This is a genomic window from Agrobacterium rubi TR3 = NBRC 13261 (genome assembly GCF_000739935.1).
Taxonomy (GTDB): domain Bacteria; phylum Pseudomonadota; class Alphaproteobacteria; order Rhizobiales; family Rhizobiaceae; genus Agrobacterium; species Agrobacterium rubi.
The window spans coordinates 169,009-185,367 of sequence record NZ_BBJU01000024.1 but is presented as its reverse complement, the minus strand read 5'-3'; the positions used below and the strand labels follow the sequence as shown (position 1 = coordinate 185,367).

Genomic DNA, 16,359 nt, shown 5'->3' with positions numbered 1-16,359 from the left:
GGTTAAGTTTAGAGCATCAGATTATTATACAGGAGAGGCCAGTGGAAGCTTGGTATCGACAAGAAGACCCAGATTTCGGGACCGAGAATTCACGCAGAGCATAAAACAGAGAACCTCATGATACGCGCTTTCAAATCGTCGTCGAACTCAACCGAAATTATCAACCTCGACAGGGATGCCATCCGAGAAAACCATCGGAATGGTCGACAAACCAATATTATGTTCGACACCAATATCCTGATTGCAATCGAAAGCGCCTATAAGACTGGCCAGCGACACCAGGAACTTAAGAATGCTGGTGTTCTGGAACTGGCGAGACTCATCGAGAAAACCTCCAGGTATGGCGTATTCATCTCGCCTGCAGCGGCTTACCAAGAACTGCCCCCAGCGCGTCGAGGCGACGTTGAAGCAGCGTTCGACAGGTTTCTTGCAGACTATCTGCCAAATTTCCGTGAGGACCCAAACTCGATAAAGGTTCCGTATGCTGGTGCAAAGATGGACCCTGAGCATTTTAGCGCGCTGTCGCTGGAGCGTCAGAAGGCAATCTCGTGCTCATATGCTTCGCTGCTCGCTATGAACGTCATACATCGATTAGAGGCGTTGAATGGCCTGGAAAAATTCGCCCTCTACATCGATTATTGCGCCGAGGTACTGGATCTCATCAGTCTCAAGGAACTGACGATCGCTCGATATGTCTTCGCCCCCGAAAATGGCTTAACTGACCAACTCAGGACGCGGAAAGTAGCTATCACAAACAACTTCGTGAAACTGAAAAAGGGTGGCGGCAAAGGCTTGACACCCGTCAAAGTACTGGAGCGCATCGCTTTGAATGGAGCCAACGACCTGAAGCTGATTGCTGCTGCAGATATCGTGAACAATTCGCGCGAGCAGTTCAACTTCGGGATCATCGAGCATGATGTCTGGATCGCAACGAGCGACGATAAGCTCTACGAGTTTTGCTGCGCCTGCCCGGGCTACATGGGTCGGGAACGTGGCGGTCCCTTGGCTAGATATGTCGAGACACATACTGACGTAAAGGGAACCCGCTACTGGCGGGATTCCATCGAAATACAGCAGCGCAGACTTGAGGAGCGCTATTTCACAGTAGATCGCGAAAAGGAAATGGACTCAATTGTGCAGTCAGCCTTTGATATCGAGGCTGACCTGCTGAACGGTAAAGCTGACGATTATTTCAGACTAAGGTCATGGCGATCTGCGCGAGTGATGCATGACTAATACGGGTCCTCGCCCCGGGCCTCTAGACGCAAGCGTTCGAACCCATGCTTTCGCTCCTGCCCCTTTAGCTGTTGAGGCAGTACGGCAATGTCCTCGCTTTTCATCACGCGTTCCAATTTCTTCCTCTGTCCTGGGACCAAGAACACCAGTGCGTGCGATGGCCCTGTTACCAACACCCCAACGCGCGCACGCTGTTCTCACCAGCTCAATCTTACCGCGCCTCTGAATTGATACCAAAACCGGCCTCTGAGGAGAGCAGATCTCGGCGAGATCCGCATTCGCTATAAGGTTTGCTCCCGCATGATCATTGTCGGTTGAACGAGGTCCATAGGAGACGTCCCACCGCTCTTGATGGATGGCTTCCTGGTCCGGCCCCGGATCTCCGACGATCAACCCGCTGCGGGGTCGGCTAGCAAGCTGCCGCCGCTCGGCTACGCCCTCGCGGTGATCGCGACCGGTTCCGGACACTGACGGGAGCCATCGAGCGGGAATGGCCCGCTCCAAAGATGGAGCCTTCAGATGAACACCGATCTTTCCCTTGCGCAGAACCATGCCTTCCAGCTTTCCCGCACCCTGATGGTTCCGGTCACGCTCTTTAGGTCCGGTAACGAGTTCGGCGTTCTGCCGAGCGACGAACTCGACGACGAAGACGATCTGGAGATCGTGCATGAATACGTTCCGGGCGGGTCTCATTGAGACCCTTCTCGCCTTTTTGGTGCCGCTTGCGAGCCGCAGGCGGCAAGGGAAGCTGCGCCGCTGCTGGCACCCCGGCGGCGGCGCAAGGTGCAGATTGTCATCTTGCCAGCCGCGCCCTTGCCTCCTTTGCTCTTCGCGGCGTCCGGAGCAGGCCCCGCAAGGTGTGGGGAAAAGAAACAGAAGGAAAGGCGGGCGCAAGGGTGCGTCGGGAAGAAAAATGGAAAAGAACGAACTGGAAAAACTGCGGGACCGCGTGCAATGCGCCGCGGTGCTGGAGCAGGCAGGGTTTGCCATCGACCTGAAGGAGAGCACCCGCAGGGCGGTCAAATTCCGCGGCGGCGGGGCCATAATCATCGTGATTCACGAGGGCAGGGGCTGGTTCGATCCGCTGTCCGATGCCAAGGGTGACGTGTTCGGTCTTGTCGAGCATCTCGACCGAGTGCCCTTTGTCGAAGCCCTCGACCATGTCGCATCGCTGGTCGACTTCGTCCCGAAGGAGCCGGTCTGGACCCACGCTGCGCGCGAGATCGATCTGCCGGCCGGAGTTTCAGAACGATGGACGAAGCGCCGCAAGCCGTGGCCGGGTTCGATGACCTGGCGCTATCTCTGCGAAGAACGCTGCGTTCCTGAAGCAACCATCCGCGCAGCGATCCGGCATGATCTCGTGCGCGAAGGTCCGCGCGGCAGTATGTGGGCCGCGCACCGTGACAGCGAGGGCGCCGTCACCGGCTGGGAGGAACGCGGGCCGGAATGGCGCGGCTTTTCGACCGGAGGCGCGAAAGTGTTGTTCAGGTTCGGCGCGATCCTTGCGCCGCGCGTTTGCGTGACGGAAGCTGCGATCGACGCCATGAGCCTTGCCGCGCTGGAGAGTAATCGTCGCGATAGCCTCTATGTCAGTACCGGCGGCGGCTGGGCTCCCGCCACCGATGCGGCGATCCGTTTGTTGGCGGCGCGGACGGGTATGTCGGTGGTCGCCGCCACTGACAATAACGCGCAGGGCGATATCTACGCTGATCGGTTGGAAGCAATTACCCGGGACGCTGACTGCGGCTTTGAGCGCCTTCGTCCCCACCACGAAGACTGGAACGAGGACCTTTGCGCTCAGCTGCGCGCGAATTCGAGGAGAGGCGCGATGTCGTGATTATCCGCGGCCTGCAGTGCCGCGACGTACCGCGTGCGCAGATCTCCCACGTCGCCCAGGCTCCCGCTACCCCAGCTGAAGGGCTCGGCGCCCAGTTTTTCCACGAGCAGATCGGCGGCCAGCCGCGCGTGACGTCCGTTGCCGTTCGGAAACGGATGGATGGCGACCAGGCGATGGTGGAAACGTATTGCGATCTCGTCCGGCGCGAATGTCTCATGCTCGACCCAATACCGAACGTCATCGAGCAGCGCCGTGAGTTCGACCGGAATTCGGTAGGCCTGGATGCCGATATTGCGCTCCGTCGTTCGGAAGCTGCCTGCCCATTGCCAGACCTCGCCGAACATGCGTCGGTGCAATGTACGCATGAAGTCTTCGGTCAGCATCCTGCCGACCGGCATGCGCCGTCGTCCGCGAGCCCAGGCTGCGCCCTCGACGATGTTTTCCTGTTCTGCCTCGTTGAGATCCTGCCTGTGGGTGATCCAGCTTTGAAGCAGGCCCTCGCGCTCCTGCGGCTCGAGAGGTGTTGCGTCCTCTGGTTCCTGGAAAAGGTCAGTCATTTTTCTGACCAGAGATCGCGCTCGGAAAGCTGGTCGCGAATATAGGTCTGGACGCGGGCCTCGAGATCGCCATCGTCCGTTCCCTGTGCCTCCAGACGCATCGTATGCGCGACCCGCTGGAGTTCGCGCATTGCGATCTTGCGCGCTCGCTCATCGACGGTGGCCTCGAGCGACGTATTCGGGACCAATGCGTAGACCAGCGTGCAGTCGAGCGCCTCTGCCGCACGCCGCAAGGTGTTGAGCTGGATCGTTCCGGATGCCTCCGACTTCTCGATCGCTTCGACGGTCTGGGGCCGGATTCCCATCCGCGAGCCGAGCTGCGACCCCGTCATGCCAAGCGCGTCGCGCAACGCCCGGACCCATCCTTTCGGAGGTGCCCTGAAGCCTTCCGCCGGCTGCAGTCCGCAAAGACGCTCGTCAAGCCTCTTGCGTGCTCGTTTCCTTGCATCGTCCTTCATCGTTTATCTTTCCTCCGCCGCTCGTCATCAGACAACAGGCTGATTGCTGCGCTCAATCTATCAGGTTACAACCTGATAATCAATTCCGTTTGATCAGCCCAAAGTATGATAGGACAAGCGATTGAACCAGCCTGTAAGCTGATTTCATCTGAATGAAATAGCAAGGAGGGGAAGGAAGGAGGGGAAGGGGAAGGGGAAGGGGAAGGGGAACGCCGGTTGCCGCATGCCCGCCAGCCGCGTCAAGGGTAAAGCTTCGCCCGCTGCGCGGCCCTTGACCCGTCCGGACGGAGAGGCGGCGCCAAGGAGGGGTCAGGAAGGGCTGAAGAGGATGGCGACATCGCGAGGATGAGCCGCGTGTCTTTCCCGACGAGGCTGAAAGGAGCCCGCCCATGACTGTCTCTCCGATCCGAAAAGTCCTTGAAGGCATTGCCGATCGCCGGCAGATGTTCCGCATGTTCGACCGCCACGCGCAACGCCCGAACCGTTGGGAGGGTGACGACAGCGCACTTTATCGAGGCGAATGGTTCGAAGTTGCCCAGGCGCAACACGATTACATGTTCGAGATCCTGCCACCGCTGTTCATGCGGGGCGACATGTTCGCCATGCGCGAGTTCCTTACCGACAGCATCACCAGCATCTTTTTCACGCTGAAGATCGACGACCGGATGCGGTATTTCCATGCCTATTGCGACCTCGCTGGCAAGGGTTCGCCCGAACGGATGCGCGATGCGATCATCGAGCGCGAAACCCGGCCCGTTCGGGCAATGACGCGCGAGGAACGCCTGGACCACATCTGGTCGAGCACCCATGATGACTATCGCGGCTATGCCGGCGAGCGCTGGCCGGAACACGACCACGGCAAGCGGACCGTGCTGTTCTACGGCGGACGCCAGGGCACCGTCCTGAAGCTGCTCGACGACCTCACGGATGCGCAGATCGCATCGAAGCTGCCGGTGCACCTGCGCTACCTCCCTGACGCGATCGCGGCGTAACGGGAGGCGGCGATGTTCACCTTTTCCGTGACGGACATCCACGTCGTCATGATGCGCGGACGCCTAGACGCGCACCTCAATGGCGGCTTCCGCAATCCCCACTACGGCATGTTTCCGGGCCGCGATGAGAAGCCCGGTCTTTGGCTGGTCGGCGACGAGAGCGTGTACCTCATGTCCAACGGCAAGCTCGCAGAGGGGCAACGTCCGTTTGTCGTCTATGCCGAAGAGTGCGATCCGAAGTCGAACCCCGACTACTGGCACTACAAGCGCCAGCATTTCGGCGGCGATGACGGGATCGAGTTTCTCGACGGTGCCATGCTCGTGAAGCTAATCGCTGCCAGCCCCGCCTGCACGCATCTGAGGATCGCCTTCCACGGGGATTCGATGCAACTCACCGTGATCGCGCGAGACTAGCGATCCGCAGACGCTCGCCGTCCCGCGGCCGTCCAGCCCACCCAGTTCTCTTCATCCCCGCACGTCGTCAGCCGACTGGAACCTTCCAGGGGGGTGGCGACGCGCGCCTTCACCCAAGGAGATTCCAGCATGTCACATGACGATCCCTTCACCATCGATCTTTTCGGCAACACCGGGCTTTCGTCGGGCCTTGGCCTTGGCGTGACGGCCTTCGCCAGCAACTTCGAGCCCGACGATGATCCCGATCCTACAACTCCAGCGCCGGCCTTGCCGATCGCCGCGGTCGTGCGGCCGTCGTCCCCGGCGGGCCGTGCCCGTGGTCTGAACTTCCATCTCGCCGATGACCGTGGTCTCGCCCGCAGCTGGAAGGACCGTGCGCGCGACAATATTGCCGCGATCCGGCTCGCGGCCGAGATCGAGGCGGACGAACGTCCTGCGACGCGCGAGGAACAGGAGATGCTGATCCGCTTCACCGGCTTCGGCGCGTCCGATCTTGCCAACGGCGTCTTCCGCCGTCCCGGCGAGCTCGAATTCCGCAAGGGCTGGGACGACATCGGTTCCGATCTCGAGGATGCGGTCGGCGAGACCGACTATGCCTCGCTTGCCCGCTGCACCCAGTATGCCCATTTCACCCCGGAGTTCATCGTCCGGGCGATCTGGTCTGGCCTTCAGCGTCTCGGATGGCGCGGCGGCCGGGTGCTGGAGCCGGGGATCGGCACGGGCCTGTTTCCGGCGCTGATGCCGGAAGCGCTTCGTGATCTGTCGCACGTCACCGGCGTCGAGCTCGATCCCGTAACGGCACGCATCGTACGGCTTTTGCAGCCGCGAGCGCGGATCCTCACCGGAGATTTTGCGCGCACGGAGTTGCCGGCGAGCTTTGACCTTGCCATCGGCAATCCGCCTTTCTCGGACCGGACCGTCCGTTCCGACCGCGCCTATCGCTCGCTCGGGCTGCGATTGCACGACTATTTCATTGCCCGGTCGATCGACCTGTTGAAGCCCGGGGCTTTCGCAGCCTTTGTTACCAGCTCCGGCACGATGGACAAGGCGGATTCCTCGGCGCGCGAGCATATTGCCAAGACGGCGGACCTGATTGCCGCCATCCGCCTGCCGGAAGGCAGCTTCCGGGCCGACGCGGGAACCGACGTCGTCGTGGACATCCTCTTCTTCCGTAAACGCAAGGTCGCCGAGCCCGAGGGCGATCTTTCTTGGCTCGACACGGACGAAATCCGGCCCGCCACGGAGGATGAGGGCGCCATACGTGTCAACAGGTGGTTCGCCCAGCATCCGGAATTCGTGCTCGGTACCCACGCGTTGACCGCCGGTCCTTTCGGCGAGACCTATACATGCCTTCCGCGTGACAGCGAGGATCTCGCCGCGGCGCTGTCGGCCGCCGTCCATCTTCTTCCGGAAGGCCGCTATGACGGCGAGCCCACCGCGATCGATCTCGATCTTGAGGGCGCGACCGAAGATATTCCTGCCGATCTTCCGTCCGGCCAGCATGTCCGCGAAGGCAGCTTCTTCTTCCACAACGCCCGAGGCCTCATGCAGGTGATCGATGGCCAGCCGGTCACTATTACGGTCCGAAAGGGCCGCAGCGCGGACGGTATCCCGGAGAAGCACGTCCGGATCATCAGGAAGCTGATCCCGGTCCGTGACGCGGTACGTCAGGTGCTGAAGGCCCAGGAGCTGGACCAACCCTGGAAGGATCTGCAGGTCAAGCTGCGCATTGCCTGGTCGAGCTTCGTGCGCGACTTCGGCCCGATCAACCACACCACGGTCTCGATCAACGAGGATCCGGAGACAGGCGAGACGCGCGAGAGCCATCGCCGGCCTAATCTCCAGCCGTTCGCAGACGATCCCGATTGCTGGCTGGTCGCCTCGATCGAGGACTATGACCTCGAAAACGATACGGCAAGGCCCGGGCCGATCTTCACCGACCGTGTCATCTCGCCGCCCGCGCCGCCGGTGATCACCAGTGCGGCGGATGCGCTCGCCGTGGTGCTCAACGAACGTGGGCACGTCGATCTCGACCATATCGCGGAACTTCTGCACCGTAATCCCGAAGACGTCGTCACTGAGCTTGGCAGCGCGATCTTCCGCGACCCCGCCGACGGGTCCTGGCAGATGGCCGACGCCTATCTGTCCGGTCATGTCCGCGAGAAGCTCAAGGTCGCGGAAGCTGCGGCCGCGCTCGAGCCCGCCTATGAGCGCAACGTCTCGGCGCTCACTGCCGTCCAGCCGGTCGATCTGCGCCCGTCGGACATCACCGCGCGCCTCGGCGCTCCGTGGATACCGGCTGGAGATGTCGTCGCCTTCGTCAAGGAGACGATGGGAACCGATATCCGGATCCATCACATGCCCGAACTGGCGTCATGGACCGTCGAGGCCCGCCAGCTTTCCTACCTCGCCGCCGGAACATCCGAATGGGGAACGGACCGCCGCCATGCCGGCGAACTGCTGTCCGATGCCCTGAACAGCCGGGTGCCGCAGATCTTCGATACGATCAGGGACGGCGACAGCGAAAAGCGGGTTCTCAACGTCGTCGATACCGAAGCGGCCAAGGAAAAGCTTCACAAGATCAAGCAGGCCTTCCAGCGCTGGATATGGTCCGATCCCGATCGCACCGACCGGCTGGCACGCGTCTATAACGACCGCTTCAACAACATCGCGCCGCGAAAGTTCAACGGCGATCATCTCAAACTTCCAGGCGCCTCAGGCGCCTTTGTTCTCTACGGGCATCAGAAACGCGGGATCTGGAGGATCATCTCGGCCGGCTCGACCTATCTCGCCCATGCCGTCGGCGCCGGCAAGACCATGACGATGGCAGCAAGCATCATGGAGCAGCGGCGTCTCGGCCTGGTCGCCAAGGCGATGCAGGTCGTGCCGGGGCATTGCCTTGCGCAGGCCGCGCGCGAGTTCCTGGCGCTCTATCCCACGGCTCGCATCCTCGTTGCGGACGAGACAAATTTTTCGAAGGACAAGCGCGCCCGGTTCCTGTCGCGCGCGGCGACGGCAACCTGGGATGCGATCATCATCACGCATTCCGCCTTCAGGTTCATCGGTGTGCCGGCGGTGTTTGAACAACAGATGATCCACGACGAACTGGAGCTCTACGAAACCCTACTCCTAAAGGTCGAGGATGAGGACCGCGTCTCTCGCAAGCGCCTCGAGCGCCTGAAGGAAGGGCTGCAGGAGCGGCTCGAAGCGCTTTCCACCCGCAAGGACGATCTCCTCACCATCGCCGAGATCGGCGTCGACCAGATCATCGTCGACGAGGCGCAGGAGTTCAGAAAGCTCAGCTTCGCAACCAATATGTCGACGTTGAAGGGCGTCGATCCGAACGGCTCGCAGCGGGCCTGGGATCTCTATGTGAAATCCCGTTTCATCGAGACGATCAATCCCGGCCGGGCGCTTGTCCTCGCTTCGGGCACGCCGATCACAAATACGCTCGGCGAAATGTTCTCTGTCCAGCGGTTGATGGGCCACCCGGCGCTGATGGAGCGCGGCCTGCACGAGTTCGACGCCTGGGCGTCAACCTTCGGCGACACCACCACCGAGCTGGAGCTTCAGCCTTCCGGCAAGTACAAGCCGGTCTCCCGCTTCGCGAGCTTCGTCAACGTGCCAGAACTGATCGCGATGTTCCGCAGCTTCGCGGATGTCGTGATGCCGGCGGACTTGCGCGAGTATGTAAAGGTGCCGGCGGTCTCGACCGGCAGGCGCCAGATCGTCACGTCGAAGCCAACACAGGCGTTCAAGCACTACCAGATGGTGCTGGCCGAGCGCATCAAGGCGATCGAGGAGCGCGACCGGCCGCCCGAACCCGGCGACGACATCCTGCTTTCCGTCATCACCGATGGCCGGCATGCGGCGATCGACCTGCGCCTCGTGGATGCCGACAATGACAATGAGGCGGACAACAAGCTCAACAGTCTCATCTCGAATGCCTTCAATATCTGGAAGGCGACCGAGGGCAGCACCTATCTCCGCCATGATGGCAAGCCGTTCGAACTGCCAGGTGCTGCGCAGATGATCTTTTCCGATCTGGGCACCATCAGCGTCGAGAAGACCAGAGGCTTTTCCGCCTATCGCTGGATTCGTGACGAACTGATCCGCTTAGGCGTGCCGGCATCGGAGATCGCCTTCATGCAGGACTTCAAGAAATCGGAGGCGAAGCAGCGGCTGTTTGGCGACGTCCGGGCAGGCAGGGTCCGGTTCCTGATCGGCTCGTCGGAGACGATGGGGACCGGCGTCAATGCGCAACTGCGGCTAAAGGCACTCCATCATCTCGACGTGCCCTGGCTCCCTTCCCAGATCGAGCAGCGCGAGGGCCGCATCGTGCGCCAGGGTAACCAGCATGACGAGGTCGATATCTTCGCCTACGCCACCGAAGGCAGCCTCGATGCCACGATGTGGCAGAATAATGAGCGCAAGGCCCGGTTCATCGCGGCGGCCCTTTCCGGTGATACCTCCATCCGGCGTCTCGAAGATCTCGGCGAGGGGCAGGCGAACCAGTTCGCCATGGCCAAGGCGATCGCCTCGGGCGACCAGCGCCTGATGCAGAAGGCGGGGTTGGAGGCCGACATCGCGCGGCTGGAACGCCTGCGCGCGGCACACATTGACGACCAGCACGCCGTTCGCCGCCAGCTTCGCGACGCCGAACGCGATATCGAGTATGCCACGCGGCGGATCGCAGAGGTTGGCCAGGATATCGAGCGTCTGCTTTCGACCGCTGGCGCCGCCTTCTCGATGACGGTCATGGGCAAGGTCTATGCCGAGCGCAAGGAGGCCGGTCGTGCCTTGATGAAGGAGATCCTGACCCAGGTACAACTCCAGCAGGACGACGAGACGGTGATCGCGTCGATCGGCGGCTTCGATTTGGAATATCGCGGCGAACGCTTCGGCCATGACAATTATCGCTACACCACCATGCTGATGCGCACCGGCGCGGATTTCGAGATCGATCTGCCCGTGACGGTCACGCCGCTCGGTGCCGTCTCCCGCCTCGAGCACGCGCTTGATGATTTCGAGGGTGAACGCGAGCGCAATCGCCAGCGCCTTGCTGACGCCCGCCGCAGGCTCGCGTCATACCAGACGCGCGACGATGGCGGCGACTTTGCCTTCGCCGGCGAGCTGGCCGAGAAACGCTTGCAGCTTGCGGAGGTGGAGGCTTCACTGGCCGCGGATGTTGAGGGCGCGGCACCGCCAATGGCGGCGTAAAATTTTAACAGTGAGACAAAATCGCCGGCGTTGAATTTTCATGGGAGTTTCTATCGCGCAAGTGAAAGTCTCGCGACAGTCCGACCTTGATCGCCCTATGCGTTTTCCTCGTTTCTTTGAAGTCGCTCTCCCCAATCCCGCATCGCTATCAGGACGGGAGCAAGGGAAATGCCCGACGCGGTGAGTTCATATTCCACCTTCGGCGGCACCTCCGGGTAAACAATCCGGTTGATGACCCCATCCGCTTCCAGCTCGCGCAATTGTAAGGTCATCATGCGGGGGGTAGCGGCCGGTACGAGGCGACAAAGCGCATTGAAGCGCAGCTTTCCTTCCAGGAGGTGAAACAGGATAACCGGCTTCCAGATGCCGCCGATGACCGACAGGGTTGCCTCGACCGCGCACCCCGTCTTGTCGGCGCGGCGGCGTGTGCGCTTAATGGGGATACTATCATTCATGATACTACATGCGTAATTTGTGTGTACTTCATAGATATGACTTGTATCCCTATGGTGGATCTCTCAAAAGGAGATATCTCACATGCACCGATACATTCTGACCGGAAACGAAACCCGCCGTCTCAAGCTCACGCAAGGCGACGTGCGCCAGCCCGAAAAAGGCGAGGTTGCCGTAGACGTGCGATCTGCTTCGCTGAACTACCGGGACCTGGTTATTGCCAGGAACTTCAAGGACGTTGTTCCGCTCTCGGACGGCGCGGGCGTCGTAGCAGCTGTTGGCGAAGGCGTGGAAGACTGGAAGGTCGGCGATCGCGTCGTAATCGGCTTCATGCCCGGATGGGTGGAAGGCCCGATCACCCCCGCGAAGAAGGCCACAAGTCTCGGCGGCCAGACGATGGACGGCGTGCTGACGGAACGTATCGTTGTTCCATCGAACAGTATCGTGCGCATTCCCGATGCCATGACGTTCGAGGAGGCCGCGACCTTACCATGCGCCGGGGTGACCGCATTTTCGGCCCTGTTCGAGCGTCGGCCCTTGCAGCCAGGTGAAACGGTCCTCCTGCTCGGAACTGGTGGCGTTTCGATCTTCGCCCTTCAACTCGCAAAACTGGCGGGCGCCCGTGTCATCATCACCTCCAGTTCCGACGAAAAGCTTGAGCGTGCCCGCGCGCTCGGGGCGGATGAAATGATCAACTATCGCCGCACAACGGCCTGGGAGGACGAAGTGCTGCGTCTGACGGACGGTGTCGGTGCTGACCTGGCGGTGGATGTGGCAGGCCCCGCGACGCTCAGTCAAACGCTCAAGGCCACCCGGTTCGATGGGCGTATTTCACTCATGGGCGTGCTGACCGGCTTTGACGGTCATATCGATACAGGGGCGATTCTGGAAAAGAGGATCACGCTGCAAGGGATCTATGTCGGTCCGGTCGCGACACTCGCCGCCTTGGTGAGAACCGGCATCAAGCCGCAAGTCGATCAGGTCTTCCCGTTCGCCGAAGCCGAAGCTGCCTATAATGCACTTCGTGATGCAGGACACTTCGGCAAACTGGTCGTGAACATCGCGTAAAAACACCAGCACCCGCAGAAGGCTCAAAGCGCCTACCGCATATCTCAGGTCGATTTTCTGTATCCGGTCTTCGCAAATCGCGACCGATTATTTTGAATTTATATAATCGCTCTCCTGAAATGAGAAAATAGGGAAAGGGGGAAGCTTGCTCGCAGATCGGGCAGGCCGCTGACGCTTGCGCTCAACCGCGCCACTCGCGATCCCGGCCCGTCGCCCTGCGCAGGGCTGTCAGCCCTGCTTGACCAGCCGGGCAGGGATGCTCAGCCGCAGTTGCACCGGCCCGTCCGCTCCGCGGTCTGGGAAGTGTCTTCGGAAAGAACTGAAGACGAAAAAGGGGCTGGCAAGGCGCCGGCTCAGCAATCCCCGAAGGAGCCAATCTCATGCAAATCCTTAAACTCGACCCCCGCGGGCTGAAGGACAATCCCGACGATGCGCGCCGCTCGAAATCGTCCCCACAAGCCGATGCACTGCTGCTGGCTACGGTGAAGGCTGTCGGCATTATCCAACCTCCAGTGGTCTCACCCGAAACCGATGGCGGCAACGGCTATATCATCCAAGCAGGCCATCGCCGTGTCCGGCAGGCCATCGCCGCTGGCCTTGAGGAAATCGAGGTGATCGTCCGCGAGGCTGCCAACGACAATGGCGCCATGCGCTCAATGGTCGAAAATATCGCGAGAGAGCCTCTTGGCGCCGTCGACCAATGGCGTGGCATCGAACGTCTCGTCGCTCTCGGCTGGACCGAGGAAGCGATCGGTATCGCGCTCGCCCTGCCGGTCCGGCAAATCAGGAAGCTTCGGCTTCTGGCCAACGTGCTGCCGGCCATGCTCGACCATATGGCGCTCGGCGATATCCCCAACGAGCAGCAGCTGCGCACCATCGCGGCCGCTTCGCTCGACGAGCAGAGGGAGGTGTGGAAGGCGAACAAGGCCAAGAAGACCGAGCGGGCGGACTGGTACAACATCTCCCGGTCTCTTTCAAAGACGCGCATGTTTGCCAAGGATGCGAGCTTCGGCGACGATCTTGCCAGCGCCTACGGAATCGAATGGGTCGAGGATCTGTTTGCACCAGCTGACCAGGACAGCCGATACACCACTAACGTGGAAGCGTTTCTCGGCGCCCAGCAGGAATGGATGACGACGACGCTTCCGAAGCAGGGGTCGATCGTCGAGGTCAACAACTGGGGCCAGCCGGAGCTGCCCAAAAAGGCGGAACGCGTCTACGGCAAGCCTTCGAAATCCGACCACGTCGCCATGTATCTCGACCGTGACGGCAAGGTGCAGTCGGTCGCCTTCCGCATGCCCGAGGACAAGAAGAAGGGCAAAGGCGGCGCGGCGACCGCGGGCGGTCTAGCCGAAGCCGATGATGCAATCGTCGACACGCCAAAGCCGCGCCCGGATGTGACCCAGAAGGGGCAGGACATGATCGGCGACTTCCGCACCGACGCCCTGCATGAGGCGCTTGGACGCGCCCCGATCGAGGACGACATGCTGATGGCCCTGCTCGTGCTTGCATTCGCCGGCCTGAACGTCCGCGTGGATTCCGGCGCGACCGATACCGTGTTCGGGTCGAAGCGCTTCAAGCGCCACGCCGCCCGGCTGATCGGCGAAGACGGCAGGCTCGCCTTCGACGTGGAGACACTGCGCGTGGCCGCGCGTTCGATGCTGATCGATGTGCTGTCGTGCCGGCGGGGTATGTCCAACAGCGGGGTGATCTCCAGGATCGCAGGTCACGCGATCGGCGCCGACAACTTCCTGCCGAACATGGGCGCGGAGGACTTTCTGCTGTGCCTGTCTCGCCAGGCGATGGAAGCAGCGGCGAAGGAGGCGAACGTGCTTGCGCGCCAGAAGGTGCGGGAGACTCGTGCGGCTCTCGTTGATCATTTCAGGCAAGAGCGCTTCGTTCACACGACCGCACTCTTCGCGCCCGATCCGCAGGACATCGTGGATCTCATCAAGAGTGGCGAGGTTCTCGATGCCGACGACAGCGCGGAAGAAGCAGACGTCGATGAGTCCGACCTTGATAGAGAAGAGGGCCTCGCCACCCCCGAAGACGAGGCCGACCTTCCAGACAGCGCCGACGATGCTCCCGAAGCCGTCGATCCTGACGAAGAGCAGGATGCTTACGGGATCGCCGCGGAGTAGCCGCGTCCCTCCTTCTCCTTCCGAATGATTGTGCGCCGCCGGTGATTTCCACTGGCGGCGGCTTCGTTTCCAACTCTAAAGATCAAGGAGATCAACATGTCCGCACATCTCGCATTCCTGGCGCCGATCGGCACCGTTCTGGCGTGGTCCAACGGCCAGCCGCGCCCGCCGGAGCGCCATCGCAAAAAGCTCTCCGCGTGGAAGACCAACAACAGCAGAGGCCGGCTGATACGCAAGCAGGACGAGCGCGGCGCCGGCAACATCAGCCTGCCGCCCAGCTTCACGCTCCACGAAGGCGACTATGGCAGCGGCGGTGTTATTGCGATCCGCGTCCACCGCACATTTTCGCTGGAAACCAGCCTGATGTTCACCATCGTCGAACGTCCGGCGGTCGGCAGTTACCGTGTCTTCGACCGCCCTGGCGACAGCGCCGAGCTCGTCCATCTCGCGGCGAGCCGGCAGGCTGCCGAGGAATGGCTGACCACCCATGGCTATCCGTTCGCCGTTCTCGAGGACGTCACGGCGGATGAGATCGCCGCCGATGTTGTGGAAGGGAGGGCTGCCGCATGATCGATCTTCCCAACACGAACATGCCCGACTGCACCCCCGGATTTCCGGGGGTTTTCTTTGGTCTGTCCTGCGAAGGGTTCCCCGTCGCCCGCGTCGGCGATCACGCCTTTGCCATGCTGCCAGGTCAGGCCGGGCGGCATTATCTGGCCACCGGCTGGAAGATTGGACGTCCGCTTCCCGAGTGGCGACGGGGAGACTTCTACGGTCATTGCGGCGAACTCGCCGATGAGGCGGCTTTTAGTGCACACGTCCTCGAACAGGCCGAACATCAGCGCGAAATACAGGCGCTCGGACGTCGGAATACCGCCCCCCATGTGCATACGCCATGGGGTTCGGCCCAGCACTCGACAACCTATGCCGAGGGGATCGAATTCCACTCCACTGCAAGCCACGGCGGCTTCAGGCTCTCGGCCGACCGAAACCGCGCGGTCCATCCGCTGCTCCGGGCGGACGACGGGTTCTACGAGGAGGATTGCGCTTGGGCTGCCGTGGCGCACACCTTCCCTGAACTGTTCACCAGCTTCGAGAAGCGTTGCGCCAGCGAGACGCTAAAGGATTGGGAGCCCGATGCGTGGGAGGCGATTTTTGCGACTGTGCTTGCTCACGGCGAATCTCATGTGAAGGATCGCCGCGCGTTCGAGCTCGAGCACGCCAGCGACTGGATCGTGATCTCGGCACTTCGATCGGATCATCATCCAGGCATGACCGAGGTAATCGCCACGCGCGCAGGCAGGCGCGATCATGGCGGCGAGGAACGGCGATTTCTCGTGCCGTCACCCGAATACGAAGCGGGCCGTTTCGGCTTCATCATCGATGAAGCGCGCCACGCAGCCTACGACGGTCCATCAAGCTTTGCCTCATGGACGAGGAGGACGGCGGCATGAACCGGTCCATCGATCGACAGGCGGAATTGCGGCGCATGGAAGAAGCGTGCCGGCAGACGCGGCATCAGCTCGACATGATCGACCGCCAGATCATTCGCAGGATGACCGCGCTGATCCCATCGCTTGGACGGCGCAAATACGGATATCGCCGCGTCAGGCCTCCTGAACCCGAAGCCTTCCTCACCCGCTACCGCTCCAATCTTGCGGCGATCACCGCGCAGCGCCAGCCAGAGATCGATGCTCTGGCGCGCAAGCTTATGCGGCAGCAGTCCGCGATTGCGGCATTGCAGGAGACGATACCATGAAGCGCCATGAACCGCTTCCGTCCCTCACGGATCAGGAGGTAAAGGCGCTTCAGCATTACGCAGCGAGGCACGGCCGATCATGGAAGCGCATCCTCAACACCGTCTGGATGGGCGAAGCGCGCTGCGATGACGGCCAGATCCTTCGCAAGCTGCGCAACACGCACGGCCCGACCTGGCTGGACCGCTATCGGCTGCCGAAACCTTGAGCAATCGGCACAGCCCTG

General features: G+C 61.5%; 15 protein-coding genes. 12 read left to right on the top strand and 3 right to left on the bottom strand.

Going from position 1 to position 16,359, the window contains the following annotated elements; translation table 11 throughout:
• Positions 1-117 precede the first annotated feature (117 nt).
• From RRU01S_RS18695 to RRU01S_RS18685, 3 genes are all read left to right on the top strand, one after another.
• Positions 118-1,236 carry a hypothetical protein gene (locus RRU01S_RS18695; RefSeq protein WP_045231740.1) on the top strand — a complete coding sequence of 373 codons (1,119 nt, stop codon included), beginning with the start codon at positions 118-120 and terminating at the stop codon, positions 1,234-1,236.
• Positions 1,237-1,755: 519 nt separating this feature from the next.
• Positions 1,756-1,932 carry a hypothetical protein gene (locus RRU01S_RS26250; protein ID WP_045024681.1) on the top strand — a complete coding sequence of 59 codons (177 nt, stop codon included), beginning with the start codon at positions 1,756-1,758 and terminating at the stop codon, positions 1,930-1,932.
• Between the two features lie 217 nt (positions 1,933-2,149).
• Positions 2,150-3,073 (top strand): DUF3991 and toprim domain-containing protein, encoded by a 924-nt coding sequence (locus RRU01S_RS18685; RefSeq protein WP_045231739.1) that lies wholly within the window; start codon positions 2,150-2,152, stop codon positions 3,071-3,073.
• Here RRU01S_RS18685 and RRU01S_RS18680 read toward each other — a convergent pair.
• A complete protein-coding gene (locus tag RRU01S_RS18680) occupies positions 3,034-3,630 on the bottom strand; it encodes a mobile mystery protein B (RefSeq protein WP_045231738.1) in 597 nt (198 codons plus the stop codon). The genes RRU01S_RS18685 and RRU01S_RS18680 overlap by 40 nt on opposite strands.
• Positions 3,627-4,088: a mobile mystery protein A gene (locus tag RRU01S_RS18675; protein ID WP_045231737.1), complete on the bottom strand. Its 462-nt coding sequence runs from the start codon at positions 4,086-4,088 to the stop codon at positions 3,627-3,629. Before RRU01S_RS18675 ends, RRU01S_RS18680 begins: the two co-directional genes overlap by 4 nt.
• Positions 4,089-4,477: 389 nt before the next feature.
• On the opposite strand from RRU01S_RS18675, the gene RRU01S_RS18670 reads away from it, so the two are divergent.
• The 3 genes from RRU01S_RS18670 to RRU01S_RS18660 all read left to right on the top strand — a co-directional run bounded on the left by RRU01S_RS18670 (position 4,478) and on the right by RRU01S_RS18660 (position 10,714).
• Entirely contained in the window at positions 4,478-5,080 is a 603-nt protein-coding gene (locus tag RRU01S_RS18670; protein ID WP_045231736.1) for a DUF1419 domain-containing protein, read from the top strand.
• Between the two features lie 12 nt (positions 5,081-5,092).
• Positions 5,093-5,494, top strand: a complete 402-nt coding sequence (locus RRU01S_RS18665) for a DUF3085 domain-containing protein (protein ID WP_045024671.1) — start codon at positions 5,093-5,095, stop codon at positions 5,492-5,494.
• Between the two features lie 129 nt (positions 5,495-5,623).
• A complete protein-coding gene (locus RRU01S_RS18660) occupies positions 5,624-10,714 on the top strand; it encodes a helicase-like domain-containing protein (protein ID WP_045231735.1) in 5,091 nt (1,696 codons plus the stop codon).
• 95 nt (positions 10,715-10,809) lie between these two features.
• On the opposite strand, the gene RRU01S_RS18655 is transcribed toward RRU01S_RS18660, so the two are convergent.
• On the bottom strand, positions 10,810-11,169 hold the full coding sequence (locus tag RRU01S_RS18655) for a winged helix-turn-helix transcriptional regulator (RefSeq protein WP_045231734.1): 360 nt from the start codon (positions 11,167-11,169) through the stop codon (positions 10,810-10,812).
• Positions 11,170-11,251: 82 nt separating this feature from the next.
• Here RRU01S_RS18655 and RRU01S_RS18650 point away from each other — a divergent pair, with 82 nt between their 5' ends.
• The 6 genes from RRU01S_RS18650 to RRU01S_RS18625 all read left to right on the top strand — a co-directional run bounded on the left by RRU01S_RS18650 (position 11,252) and on the right by RRU01S_RS18625 (position 16,341).
• Entirely contained in the window at positions 11,252-12,235 is a 984-nt protein-coding gene (locus RRU01S_RS18650) for a zinc-dependent alcohol dehydrogenase family protein (protein WP_045231733.1), read from the top strand.
• A 380-nt stretch (positions 12,236-12,615) separates the two neighbouring features.
• A complete protein-coding gene (locus RRU01S_RS18645; protein WP_045231732.1) occupies positions 12,616-14,376 on the top strand; it encodes a ParB N-terminal domain-containing protein in 1,761 nt (586 codons plus the stop codon).
• A gap of 96 nt (positions 14,377-14,472) precedes the next feature.
• Complete coding sequence (locus RRU01S_RS18640) at positions 14,473-14,946, top strand: UCP036055 family protein (protein ID WP_045231731.1); 474 nt, start codon at positions 14,473-14,475, stop codon at positions 14,944-14,946.
• Positions 14,943-15,830 (top strand): DUF7007 domain-containing protein, encoded by an 888-nt coding sequence (locus RRU01S_RS18635; RefSeq protein WP_045231730.1) that lies wholly within the window; start codon positions 14,943-14,945, stop codon positions 15,828-15,830. Before RRU01S_RS18640 ends, RRU01S_RS18635 begins: the two co-directional genes overlap by 4 nt.
• Positions 15,827-16,135, top strand: a complete 309-nt coding sequence (locus tag RRU01S_RS18630) for a hypothetical protein (RefSeq protein ID WP_045231764.1) — start codon at positions 15,827-15,829, stop codon at positions 16,133-16,135. Before RRU01S_RS18635 ends, RRU01S_RS18630 begins: the two co-directional genes overlap by 4 nt.
• The gene (locus RRU01S_RS18625; RefSeq protein WP_045231729.1) at positions 16,132-16,341 is read left to right on the top strand and encodes a hypothetical protein; all 210 of its coding nucleotides are present in this window, start codon (positions 16,132-16,134) and stop codon (positions 16,339-16,341) included. Before RRU01S_RS18630 ends, RRU01S_RS18625 begins: the two co-directional genes overlap by 4 nt.
• Positions 16,342-16,359 lie beyond the last annotated feature (18 nt).

Coding starts and splice junctions, on each gene's coding strand:
- RRU01S_RS18695 (WP_045231740.1), top strand. CDS start 118: ATGATACGCGCTTTCAAATCGTCGTCGAACTCAACCGAAATTATCAAC.
- RRU01S_RS26250 (WP_045024681.1), top strand. CDS start 1,756: ATGAACACCGATCTTTCCCTTGCGCAGAACCATGCCTTCCAGCTTTCC.
- RRU01S_RS18685 (WP_045231739.1), top strand. CDS start 2,150: ATGGAAAAGAACGAACTGGAAAAACTGCGGGACCGCGTGCAATGCGCC.
- RRU01S_RS18680 (WP_045231738.1), bottom strand. CDS start 3,630: ATGACTGACCTTTTCCAGGAACCAGAGGACGCAACACCTCTCGAGCCG.
- RRU01S_RS18675 (WP_045231737.1), bottom strand. CDS start 4,088: ATGAAGGACGATGCAAGGAAACGAGCACGCAAGAGGCTTGACGAGCGT.
- RRU01S_RS18670 (WP_045231736.1), top strand. CDS start 4,478: ATGACTGTCTCTCCGATCCGAAAAGTCCTTGAAGGCATTGCCGATCGC.
- RRU01S_RS18665 (WP_045024671.1), top strand. CDS start 5,093: ATGTTCACCTTTTCCGTGACGGACATCCACGTCGTCATGATGCGCGGA.
- RRU01S_RS18660 (WP_045231735.1), top strand. CDS start 5,624: ATGTCACATGACGATCCCTTCACCATCGATCTTTTCGGCAACACCGGG.
- RRU01S_RS18655 (WP_045231734.1), bottom strand. CDS start 11,169: ATGAATGATAGTATCCCCATTAAGCGCACACGCCGCCGCGCCGACAAG.
- RRU01S_RS18650 (WP_045231733.1), top strand. CDS start 11,252: ATGCACCGATACATTCTGACCGGAAACGAAACCCGCCGTCTCAAGCTC.
- RRU01S_RS18645 (WP_045231732.1), top strand. CDS start 12,616: ATGCAAATCCTTAAACTCGACCCCCGCGGGCTGAAGGACAATCCCGAC.
- RRU01S_RS18640 (WP_045231731.1), top strand. CDS start 14,473: ATGTCCGCACATCTCGCATTCCTGGCGCCGATCGGCACCGTTCTGGCG.
- RRU01S_RS18635 (WP_045231730.1), top strand. CDS start 14,943: ATGATCGATCTTCCCAACACGAACATGCCCGACTGCACCCCCGGATTT.
- RRU01S_RS18630 (WP_045231764.1), top strand. CDS start 15,827: ATGAACCGGTCCATCGATCGACAGGCGGAATTGCGGCGCATGGAAGAA.
- RRU01S_RS18625 (WP_045231729.1), top strand. CDS start 16,132: ATGAAGCGCCATGAACCGCTTCCGTCCCTCACGGATCAGGAGGTAAAG.